The following is a 10,217-nucleotide window of genomic DNA, read 5'->3' on the forward strand; positions in this document are numbered from 1 at the left end:
CCACCACCAGCGGCGGCGAGGCGCCGTCGTGGCGCAGCACGACCGGCGCCGCGGGCAACCTGCCCTCGCAGGACGGGCACAGGGCCGCGGGGTCGCACCAGCGGATCCCCGCGCGCCGTCGGACCGCGGCGGGGACGTCGCCCACCGCGAGCCCGCAGAGCGCGCAGCGCGACGGCCAGAGAGCCTCGAGGATCGCCCGCGCGCCGACGCCGGGCAGGTCGGCCGGCGCGATCACCGCGGCAGTTCCAGCGCGGTGGCCATCGCAGCGCGGTCGGGCGCCCGCCCGAACCACCAGGCGAACGCCAGCGCGCCCTGCTCGAGCAGCACGCGACGCCCGTCCAGCCGCCGCGCGATGTCGATCCCCGCGCCGGCGGCGGCGGCCACCGCGTCCGGTTCCGGGCCGCCCCGACCGTAGTTGAGTGCGAGCCACAGCCCGAGCGGCACGTCGGGCGGCGGGGTCAGGACGGCGGCGAGATCGGCGCCGGGCGGCGTCGCGTCCACCACGACCGCCCCGGGATGAAGGCCCAGCGCGGACAGCGGACGGCCCGGCGGCGGCACCTCGATCCGGGCGGCCGCGGACGCCGCCAGCGTCCCGCACCAGCGGCGCAGACCGGCGGCGGTCCTCGCCGAGCGCGTCATGAGCCGCACCCGTCGGGCGCCGGCCCGCAGGCAGGCCAGAGCCGCCGCCCTGCCCGCCCCCCCGGCGCCGACGACGACCGCGTCACGGACCGGGAAGTCGAGACCGGCCAGCAAGGCCGCGATGCCGCCGAGGTCGGTGTTGTGCCCTTCCCAGCCGCCGGCGCGCCGGCGCACGGTGTTCACGGCGGCGACGGCGGCGGCGTCGGCGGTCAGCCGCGCGCACAGCGCCGCCGCCGCCGCCTTGTGCGGCGTCGTCACGTTCCAGCCCCGCAGGCCGAGGTCGCGATCCCGTTCGAAAAGCGCGGCCAGCTCGCGCGGGCCGGCTTCGACGGCCAGGTAGTCGAAGGCGAGGCCGGCGGCCCGCAGCGCCGCCCCCTGGAAGCGGGGCGAGAGGGAATGCCCGACCGGATCACCCACCACCGCGTAGAAGGGCCGCGGCGGCGTCCAGGGACGGCCGTCGCGACGCCACGACGCGCCGTCGGGCGCGAGCCGCAGGATCCCGCCCTCAGTCCCGTCCACGACGCCCGCTCCGACTCACATGGATCAGCAGCGCCAGGCCCGCCATCGCCAGCGCGGCGCTGATGGCCTGGCTCACGGTCACCCCGGCGACGACGGCGCCGGGCTCGTAGGCGCGCAGGAGGTCCTCAAGCGCGCGCGCGATCCCGTACAGCAGCAGGAAGCGGGCGAACACGACGCCGTCGCGGAAGGGGCGGCGGTCGCCGAGCACCAGCAGGCCCCAGACGAGGAACCCGGCCGCCGAGGCGTACAGCTGCGTGGGGTGCAGCGGCGCGCCGTGCGAGACGGCGCCGGCCTCGCAGGTCGGCGGGAAGACGACGCCCAGCGCCGAGTCCGTGGCCCGCCCGTAGCAGCAGCCGTTCAGGAAGCAGCCGATGCGCGTCAGGCCGATGCCCAGGACGACCTGGGGGGCCAGGGCGTCCGCGACCCGCAGGAACGGCAGCCGGCGGCGACGGCAGCTCCACAGGACTGCGGCGGTCGCCAACAGGATGCCGCCGTAGAGGGTCAGGCCGCCTTCCCAGATGAAGAACACGCGGTACCAGGGGCGGAAGTCGCCGAGATGGGTCAGGACGAAGAACAGCCGCACGCCCACCAGCGACGAGATCATCACCGTGAAGCACAGGTCCATGATCGTGTCGCGGTCGAAGCCGCGCGCCTGCCCGCGCCGCACGCTCAGCCAGATGCCGACCAGGAAGCTGAGCGCCAGCAGCAGGCCGTAGCTCTTGACGATGCCGAACAGTTGCGGGTGCATGCGTACCGTCCTCTAGGTTTCGAAGCTGCGGGAACCGACGTTGGTCAGCAGGCCCAGCATGATCGCCGACGTCAGCATGTTCGAGCCCCCGTAGCTCATCACCGGCAGGGGCAGGCCCGTGACCGGCATCAGGCCCGTGGTGATGCAGATGTTGACCGCGACGTGGAAGGTGAAGTAGGTGACCACGCCGACCGCCAGCAGCGAGGAGAAGGGCCGCCGCGCCTCCAGGGCGATCTGCAGGCCCCGCAGGATGATCACGAGGTACAGCCCCACCAGCAGCATCGCGCCGATGAAGCCCAACTCCTCGCCCACCACCGAGAAGATGAAGTCGGTGTGCCGCTCCGGCAGGAAGGCCAGGCCCTTCTGCGTGCCCTGCAGGTAGGACGTCCCGAACAGGCCGCCCGAGCCGATGGCCACCTTCGACTGGATCGCCTGGTAGCCGGAGCCGAACTGGTCCCGCGCCGGGTCGAAGAAGGTGAGGATGCGCTCCTGCTGGTAGGTGTGCAGTCCTTCCCAGAAGAACGTCGTGACCAGGCCGGTGACGATGTTGGCCGCCATCAGCCCCAGGTTCTCCAGGAGCCGGAAGCGGGCCCTGGTCAGGGCCGCCAGCAGCACGAGCAGGTAGAGGCCCCACGGCCACGGCGAGCCCGCCACCGTCTCGGCGTAGAAGCTGAACACGGCGCTGAGCAGCGGCGAGGCCAGGCTCAGCAGCAGGACCCAGGACAGGCCGTACCAGAACACCGCCACGATCCAGATCGCGGCGAACACGAGGCTGGTGCCCAGGTCGGGCTCGCGCATGACCAGCAGCAGCGGCAGCCCCGTCAGCAGCAGGGACAACAACACCGGCACCAGGCGTTTCTCCTGGGCGTGGAAGGCGGCCAGCAGGCGCGCCAGGATCAGGATGACGGCGATCTTCGCCGGCTCCGACGGCTGCAGACGCATGGGCCCCAGGTCGAACCAGCGACGGGCCCCCTGGACCACGGGCGCCGCCACCAGCACGATCGCCAGCAGCAACACGCAGAGCAGGTAGAAGACGGGCGTCCCCTGCTCGATCCAGGGCAGCGGCAGGTTGCGCACCGTCAGCAGCACGCTCCAGCCGATGACCACCCAGACCACCTGCCGCCAGAAGATCGACTTCGGCACGCCGGGGTCCATGATTTCGTAGGGGCCGTGGATGCCCTCGGTCACGCTCCAGAGCGTGGCCAAGCTGAACAGGCAGAGGCCCGCGTAGGCCGCGGGGATGACCCAGGCGCCCTCGCCGGGATTGCGGGGCCACGTGAGCTTCACGGCGCAACCACCTCCGGGGACTCCTTTTGCGCGAAGTAGGCGTTCAGCCAGCGGCCGGCCACCGGCGCGGCGACGGCACCGCCGTGCCCGCCGTTCTCCAGGATGACCACCACCGCGACCTCCGGCAGGATCGCCGGCGCGAAGCAGACGAACCAGGCGTGGTCCTCGCCGTGGGGGTTCTCGGCCGTGCCGGTCTTGCCCGCGACCTCGATCGACCGGACGCGGGCGCGCGTGCCGGTCCCCACGTCCACCACCTGCCGCATCGTGCGGCGGACCCAGTCCAGGTGCGCCGCGCCGATCGGCAACGCGCGCAGCCCGGGCGACGACGTCGGCGCGGGATCCCGCACGAAGACCGGGCGCAGGTCGGCCAGGCCGGTCGCGACGCGGCCCGTCAGCACGGCCATCTGCAGGGGCGTGACCAGCAGCTCGCCCTGCCCGATGGCGTTGTTCAGCATCACGCCGCGCGACCAGCCGCGCGACCCGAATTTCTTGTCGTACCACGCCGTGTCGGGGACGTTCCCGGAGGCTTCGCCCCGGAAGGGGCTGCCGGTCGAAGCGCCGAGGCCCAGCATGCGGGCGGTGACGGCCAGCTGGTCGATGTTCAGGCGCAGGCCGAGCTGGTAGTAGAAGACGTCGCAGGAGTGGATCAGGGCCGAAGTGTGGTCGACCCCGCCGTGACCCTCGCGCTTCCAGCAGCGGAACGAGCGGTTGCCGAACTGGTAGGAACCGCCGCAGGGCGCGAACGACGTCGCGGGGTTGGCCACCCCGTTCTGCAGGGCCGTCAGCGAGGTGACGATCTTGTAGGGGGAGCCGGGCGGGTACGTCGCCTGCGTCAGCCGGTTCAGGAAGGGGTGGCCCGGGTCGGACTGCAGGGCCTGCCAGTCCTTGGTCGAGATGCGGGCGGTGAACACGTTCGGGTCGTAGCTGGGCGCGCTGACCGCCGCCAGCACCTCCCCGCTCGGCAGCGCCAGCACCACGGCGCAGCCGCGGTTCTCCCCCATGGCCGCGCCGAGCGTGTCCTGGAGCGCCTGGGAGAGCGTCAGCACGACATCCTCGCCGGAGCGCACCGGCCGCAGCTCCACCTCGCGGCGGCCGACGACGCGCCCCACCGCGTTGACCTCCTGCAGCGTGTAGCCGGCCTGGCCGCGCAGGCGCTCCTCGTACACGGCCTCGATCCCGTCGCGGCCGATCCAGTCGCCGGGCTTGTAGCCGTCGGGGTCGTCCTCCTCGCCGATCTCGCCCGGCAGGGTCTCGCCCACGTAGCCGATGACGTGCCCGAACAGGGGACCGTCGAGGTACCGCCGCCGCGACCGCGTCTCCACCTTGACCCCGGGCAGCTCGCGCCCGCGCTCCTCGATGACGGCGATCTGCGGCATGGCCGCGTTGGCGACCAGCGTCAGGCGGGGCCGGCCGGCGGCCTGCTCGCCGGCGAGGCGGTCGAGCGTCTCGTAACGCGGCAGGCGGAGCCAGGTCAGCAGCTTGTCCAGCGTCGAGTCGGGCCCGGCCTGGCCCAGGCAGCGGTTGGGGACGGTGATGTCGGCGATGTAGACGTTGTCGGCGAGCAGGCGGCCGTCGCGGTCGAGGATCCGGCCGCGGGGCGCCAGGATGCGCTGGCGCAGCTGGCGGTTCTCCAGGGACTGGCTCTCGTACTCGTCGTGCTTGACGACCTGCATGACCAGCAGGTTGACGACGATCACGCCGAACAACAGCAGGATCGCGGCGCGGAGGATGCGGGCCTGGAGGGCGCGCGTGTGCGGCATCATGCCTCCCGGTCCGCGGGTTCAGTCGTCCCGGTTGAGCAGACCCAGCAGGTCCGCCGCCCGGATCAGGGGGATCGCGACCAGGCCGGTGTACAGGGCCGAGGGCAGCGCCGCGGTGAACAGCGGCTCGAGGAAGGCGCCGCGCCCCGTCCAGCTCAGCACCAGCAGGTGCAGGGCGTCGTGCCCCAGGGCGAGGATCGCCACGGTGGTGCCCTCGACCGCCGGGATGCCGAAGTTGAAGCGGGCCCGGGCGCGGCCGGCGGCGAACCCGGCGAGGGACTTGGACAGCGAACTCAGGCCGAGCCGGTCCGGCGAGGCGGTGTCGATCACCAGGCCCAGCACGAACCCGCCCACCGTCCCGGCGAAGGCGCCCTCGGCCAGGGCCAGGATCGCCACGGCGATCAGCGAGAAATCCGGACCGATGTGCCCGAAGGTCAGCAGGGGCGCCAGCAGCGTGTCCCCCAGCAGGGCCAGCAATCCCAGCAGGGACGTGGTGCGCAGGAAGCGGTTCACGGCCGCACCCCCGCCGCCGCGGCATCGGAGAACGCAGAGTCGGGGGACGCCGTGCCCGCCGCAGCGGAGTCGGGCCTCGCGCCGACGGTGGTCAGCCAGTCGCCACGGCCGACGACGGCGAAGACCACGTCCAGCCGGCTGAACGACGCCAGCGACTTGACGCGGATCTCCTTGAACAGCTGTTCGGGCGGCGACTCGACGGCGACGACCACGCCGACGGGCAGGCCGCGCGGCAGCGCGTCCTGCGGCACCGCCGCCTCGCCCTGCAGCAGCCCGACGTCCGAGGTGACCACCCGGTCGCCGATCTCGACATCCTCGTCGCGCCCCACCAGCGCCAGGTCGAACTCGTCGCCTTCCCGCGGGTGCAGGATGCCCGGCAGCCCCGTGCGGACCAGCTGGCAGCTGACGCCGACGCCCGGGGAATTCAGCAGCTCGACCCAGGCCGCGCTGGGGCCGGCCGGCGTGTGGACGCGGCCGACGAGGCCGTCGACGGTGATCACGGGCTGGTAGCGCTCCCAGGCGACCGCCTCGACGGACCGCACCAGGATCAACGACGCCGAGGCGGCGACGCGACGGCGCTGCACCTCGCAGGGCACGAGGTCGGCGGGCGCGGCGTCGAGCAGCCCGAGCGCCTGCCGCAGCTCGTCCCGCTCGCGGCGCAGACGCTCGGCGGCTTCGCGGTCGACGCTCAGGGCCGCCACCTCGGCGCGCAGCGACGCGTTGTCGCGGCGCACCCGGCCGACGTCGGCGACGAAGGCCGCGAAGCGGTCGTAGGGGCCGGTCAGCACGGTGCCCAGCACGCCGGCGACGCGGATCCGGTCGGCCGACGGCAGCGCGAGCAGGCCGATCGAGAGCGCGGCGCAGACGGCCACGGCCAGGTTTTCGTTGCGGCGGGTGTGGGTTGCCAGGTTGAGGCCCATCGACCGTTCCCGCTCAGTCCCGCGTGCTCTTCATCACGACCGCGCGGTAGCGCTCGAAGTCGTCGAGGATCTTGCCGGTGCCCAGCACCACGCAGTAGAGGGGGTCGTCCATCAGGTTGATCGGCAGGTCGGTGTGCTCGCGCAGCAGGTCGGGCAGGCCGCGCAGCATCGCGCCGCCGCCGGTCATGACGATGCCGCGGTCCTTGATGTCGGCCGCCAGCTCGGGCGGCGTCTGCTCGAGCGCGTGCTTCAGCGCATCGACGATGGCCTGGATCGGCTCCTGCAGCGCTTCGCGGATCTCGAGCGTGGAGACCTTCTGGATCTTGGGGATGCCGGTGACCTGGTCGAGCCCCTTGACCTCCATCTCCTCCTCCTGGCGGAGCTTGAAGGCGGAGCCGACGGTCTTCTTGATGTGCTCGGCGGTCTGGTCGCCGATGAGCAGGTTGTGGTTCTTCTTGATGTAGGTGACGATCGCCTCGTCCATCTCGTCGCCGCCCACGCGGATCGAGGTGTCGCAGACGATGCCGTTGAGCGCGATGACGGCGATCTCGGTGGTGCCGCCGCCGATGTCGATGATCATGTTGCCGCTGGGCTGCTCGACCGGCAGGCCGACGCCGATGGCGGCGGCGATGGGCTCGGCCACCAGGAAGACCTCGCGGGCGCCGGCGTGCTTGGCCGAGTCGCGCACGGCGCGCTTCTCCACCTCGGTGATGCCCGAGGGCACGCAGATCACGATGCGCGGCGCGATGAAGTGGCGCTTCTTCTGCGCCTGGCGGATGAACTCGCGCAGCATGTACTCGGTGACCTCGAAGTCGGCGATGACGCCGTCCTTCAGGGGCCGGATGGCCTGGATGTTGTCCGGGGTCTTGCCGAGCATGGCCTTGGCCTCGCTGCCCACCGCGTAGACCTTGCCCGTGGACTTCTCCAGCGCCACCACCGAGGGCTGGTTCAGCACGATGCCCTTGCCCTTGATGTAGACCAGGGTGTTCGCCGTGCCCAGGTCGATGGCGATGTCGTTGTTCAGAAAGTTGCCCCAATTCCCGAACATGGCGTTCATCTCCTCCGCGCCGCCGGCGGCGGCGCGTTGTGCCGGTCTTCGGCCGGCCACCCGTGCTCGCGGAGGCTGGTGTGCTCCCCGCGACCCATCACGATGTGGTCCAGCAGTTCGATCCCCAGCAGCCGGCCGCAGGCGGCCAGCCGCGACGTCAGTTCCAGGTCGTCGCGGCTCGGCTCGGCGCAGCCCGACGGGTGGTTGTGCGCGACGATCAGCGCCGCGGCGCCCCGCTCGACGGCGCCGCGGAAGACCTCCCGCGGGTGCACCAGCGAAGCGTCGAGGCAGCCCACGGACACCGTCTCGACCCGCGTCACGCGGTGGCGCGCGTCCAGGTGCAGCGCCAGGAAGTGCTCGCGGTCGCAGCCGCGGAACGACTCCTCGAGCAGGGGCACCAGGTCCGCGGGCCCGCGCACCAGAGGTCCGGTGTCGCGCACTTCCGCGCCGGCGCGCGCGCCCAGTTCGAAGGCCGCGGCCAAGCGCACCGCCCGCGCCGGCCCCACGCCGCGCTCGCGGCACAGCAGGGCGGCGTCGAGGCGCGCGAGCGCGCCGAGACCGCCGTGTCGGTCCAGCAGCACCGCCGCCGTCGCGGCCGGCGCCGCGGCGCCGCCGGGTCCCATCACGAGGCTCAGGATCTCGCCGGGCGAGAGCGCCTTCGGACCGAGGCGCAGCAGCCGGCCGTGCGGACTGGAGACGTCCGTGGGCCCGACGGGGCGTGCGTGCGACGTCCTGTCGAGGGGCGATATCCGTATCTCTTTTGATTTGAACACTCTACCCCCACACGGGAGGTGGCGCCAATCTAGCACGGCCCCGGGAGGCGGGCAACCCTTTTTCGGGGCGCGTGCGGCCGTTTTCGCTTGTTCCGACCGGAATCGCGGCCTATCCTGCACGCGGCCCGCAGCCCCACCCGCAGGAGACCCGCATGCCCGCGTCCGCCGCCCCGCTCCCCATCCTCGTGCGCAAGTACGGCGGCTCCTCGCTGGCCTCGGTGGACCGCATCGGCGCGGTGGCCCGCGACCTGGCCGCCAAGCGCGCCGGCGGCTGCCGGCTGGTCGTGGTGGTCAGCGCGATGGGCCGCCACACCGACGAGCTGGAGCACCTGGCCCGGCAGGTCAGCCCGCAGCCGCCGCGCCGCGAACTGGACATGCTGCTGTCGGTGGGCGAGCGCGTCTCGATGTCCCTGCTCTCGATGGCGCTGGAGGTCTGCGGCGTGCCCGCGATCTCCCTGACCGGCAGCCAGTGCGGCGTGATCACCGACGAGAGCCACACCGAGGCCCTCATCCTCGAAGTGCGCGCCGACCGCGTGCGCGAGGCCCTGGACCGCGGCCTGGTCGTGGTGGTCGCCGGCTTCCAGGGCGTGAGCCGCCAGAAGGAGATCACGACCCTGGGCCGCGGCGGCAGCGACGCCACCGCCGTGGCGCTGGCCGCGGCCCTCGGCGCCGAGCGCTGCGAGATCCTCAAGGATGTCGACGGCGTCTTCACCGCCGACCCCCACCTCATCGAGGGCGCCCGCCGCCACGATGCGCTCACCTACGACGAGATGGCGGCCGTGGCCGAGGCCGGCTGCGAGGTCGTCCACCCGCGGGCCGTGGCCTACGCCCGCGAGCACGGCGTCCCGCTGTTCGTGGGCTCGAGCTTCCACGACAGCCCCGGCACGCTGATCGTCCCCGCCGCCCGCGCGGGCGACCGCGACGCCCCCGGCAACCCGCCCTCCCGGCTGCGGCCCCTGTCCCTGGTGGCGACCGACGACGTGGCGCTGCTCGACCTGGCCACCGACGACCCGGCGCGCTTCGCCCGCTGGCGCGACGCCGCCGCGGCCGCCTGCCGCGGCGACCTGTTCCTCGGCGAGTGGCTCGAGCAGGGCCCCGGGCGCTGCCGCTGGCGGGTGCTGCACCGCGCCGAGCCGCTGGCCCGCGTGCGCGACAGCCTCGCCCCCGACGTCGGCGGGCCCGGCGACGCCGTGCGTTTCCGTCGCGGCCTGACCTGCCTGGCCCTGGCCGGGCGCCCGCCCGCCAACTGGGTGACCGTCGCCGGCCAGGTCGGGGAACTGCTGGCCGCCCACGGCGTCGACGAGCCCGAGATCCTGGCCGACGGCGCCGTCCTGCGTCTGCTGCTGCGCCCCGAGGACGCCTCCCGCCTGCTGCAGCCGCTGCACGACGCGTACCTCGCCGGCGACGAAGCGTGAGCAGGGCCTGACGCGGACGGGGCGGGCCTTCCGGCCCGCCCCGCGGCGTTGTGCCTTTCACGTCTGCGCGTCGCCTCACGGCGACCCTGACGCTCCTCGTGACACTCCTAGAAGACGACCTGCAGGGTGATCCGCGACCAGAGCGCGTTGCCGCCGGTCGTGCCGGTCAGCAACCCGCCCGCCCTGAACGGCGCGGCATCGGTCATCACCATGTCGGCGTCGAAGTCGCCGAAGTGCAGACCCAACCCCAGGCTGGCATCCATCTCGTCCCTGCCGATGCCGCCGTACAGGTCCCACCTTTCGGCGCCGTATCGCGCGACCTCGGTCTGGGACATGGTCTTCCACACGCCGGCGCGCACCGTGAGCCAGTACAGGACACGTGTCTCCCCTCCCAGGCGGAGGCACAAGGCATCCGTCTCCACGTCCTGGCGCAGCAACCAGTTGTCGACGACCCCGGCGGGATCGGACAGACGGCTCTCGACTCGGGACCAGGTCAGCGATGCCTGCAGCATCCGGTCCGGGTGCGGCAGCAGGCTCAGGCCCAACCCGGCGCTGAACGAGCGCGCATCGTCCAGGTAGTAGGCGCCGTCGTAGG

11 protein-coding genes are annotated in these 10,217 nt (G+C 73.0%); 1 reads left to right on the forward strand and 10 read right to left on the reverse strand.

Annotated elements, in window-relative coordinates; translation table 11 throughout:
* The 9 genes from Q7W29_09595 to radC all read right to left on the reverse strand — a co-directional run.
* The coding region (locus Q7W29_09595; GenBank protein MDO9172072.1) for a hypothetical protein at nt 1-235 on the reverse strand (235 nt) is incomplete at its 3' end.
* Nucleotides 232-1,158 (reverse strand): shikimate dehydrogenase (NADP+), encoded by a 927-nt coding sequence (locus Q7W29_09600; GenBank protein MDO9172073.1) that lies wholly within the window; start codon nt 1,156-1,158, stop codon nt 232-234. The genes Q7W29_09595 and Q7W29_09600, both read right to left, overlap by 4 nt.
* A complete protein-coding gene (locus tag Q7W29_09605; GenBank protein MDO9172074.1) occupies nt 1,145-1,906 on the reverse strand; it encodes a prolipoprotein diacylglyceryl transferase in 762 nt (253 codons plus the stop codon). Before Q7W29_09605 ends, Q7W29_09600 begins: the two co-directional genes overlap by 14 nt.
* Nucleotides 1,907-1,918: 12 nt before the next feature.
* Nucleotides 1,919-3,193, reverse strand: coding sequence for a rod shape-determining protein RodA (rodA, locus tag Q7W29_09610; GenBank protein MDO9172075.1), 1,275 nt, complete (start codon nt 3,191-3,193; stop codon nt 1,919-1,921).
* On the reverse strand, nt 3,190-4,953 hold the full coding sequence (gene mrdA, locus Q7W29_09615) for a penicillin-binding protein 2 (GenBank protein ID MDO9172076.1): 1,764 nt from the start codon (nt 4,951-4,953) through the stop codon (nt 3,190-3,192). The genes rodA and mrdA overlap by 4 nt, the downstream gene beginning before the upstream one ends.
* 21 nt (nt 4,954-4,974) lie before the next feature.
* On the reverse strand, nt 4,975-5,466 hold the full coding sequence (gene mreD, locus Q7W29_09620; GenBank protein MDO9172077.1) for a rod shape-determining protein MreD: 492 nt from the start codon (nt 5,464-5,466) through the stop codon (nt 4,975-4,977).
* Nucleotides 5,463-6,386: a rod shape-determining protein MreC gene (gene mreC / locus Q7W29_09625; protein ID MDO9172078.1), complete on the reverse strand. Its 924-nt coding sequence runs from the start codon at nt 6,384-6,386 to the stop codon at nt 5,463-5,465. The genes mreD and mreC overlap by 4 nt, the downstream gene beginning before the upstream one ends.
* 13 nt (nt 6,387-6,399) lie before the next feature.
* Entirely contained in the window at nt 6,400-7,434 is a 1,035-nt protein-coding gene (locus Q7W29_09630; protein MDO9172079.1) for a rod shape-determining protein, read from the reverse strand.
* A gap of 5 nt (nt 7,435-7,439) precedes the next feature.
* Complete coding sequence (gene radC, locus Q7W29_09635; GenBank protein ID MDO9172080.1) at nt 7,440-8,207, reverse strand: DNA repair protein RadC; 768 nt, start codon at nt 8,205-8,207, stop codon at nt 7,440-7,442.
* Between the two features lie 152 nt (nt 8,208-8,359).
* Between radC and Q7W29_09640 the strand changes: the two genes are divergently transcribed.
* Nucleotides 8,360-9,622 carry an aspartate kinase gene (locus tag Q7W29_09640; GenBank protein ID MDO9172081.1) on the forward strand — a complete coding sequence of 421 codons (1,263 nt, stop codon included), beginning with the start codon at nt 8,360-8,362 and terminating at the stop codon, nt 9,620-9,622.
* A 107-nt stretch (nt 9,623-9,729) separates the two neighbouring features.
* Here Q7W29_09640 and Q7W29_09645 read toward each other — a convergent pair.
* Nucleotides 9,730-10,217 (reverse strand): hypothetical protein (locus tag Q7W29_09645; protein MDO9172082.1); only part of this gene is annotated, 488 nt, incomplete at its 5' end.

It is taken from the genome of bacterium, assembly GCA_030654305.1.
Taxonomy (GTDB): domain Bacteria; phylum Krumholzibacteriota; class Krumholzibacteriia; order LZORAL124-64-63; family LZORAL124-64-63; genus PNOJ01.

What these genes read in the sequence shown, in the direction of transcription:
- Q7W29_09605 (MDO9172074.1), bottom strand. Translation starts at nt 1,906, where the DNA reads ATGCACCCGCAACTGTTCGGCATCGTCAAGAGCTACGGCCTGCTGCTG.
- mrdA (MDO9172076.1), bottom strand. Translation starts at nt 4,953, where the DNA reads ATGCCGCACACGCGCGCCCTCCAGGCCCGCATCCTCCGCGCCGCGATC.
- mreC (MDO9172078.1), bottom strand. Translation starts at nt 6,386, where the DNA reads ATGGGCCTCAACCTGGCAACCCACACCCGCCGCAACGAAAACCTGGCC.
- Q7W29_09630 (MDO9172079.1), bottom strand. Translation starts at nt 7,434, where the DNA reads ATGTTCGGGAATTGGGGCAACTTTCTGAACAACGACATCGCCATCGAC.
- Q7W29_09640 (MDO9172081.1), top strand. Translation starts at nt 8,360, where the DNA reads ATGCCCGCGTCCGCCGCCCCGCTCCCCATCCTCGTGCGCAAGTACGGC.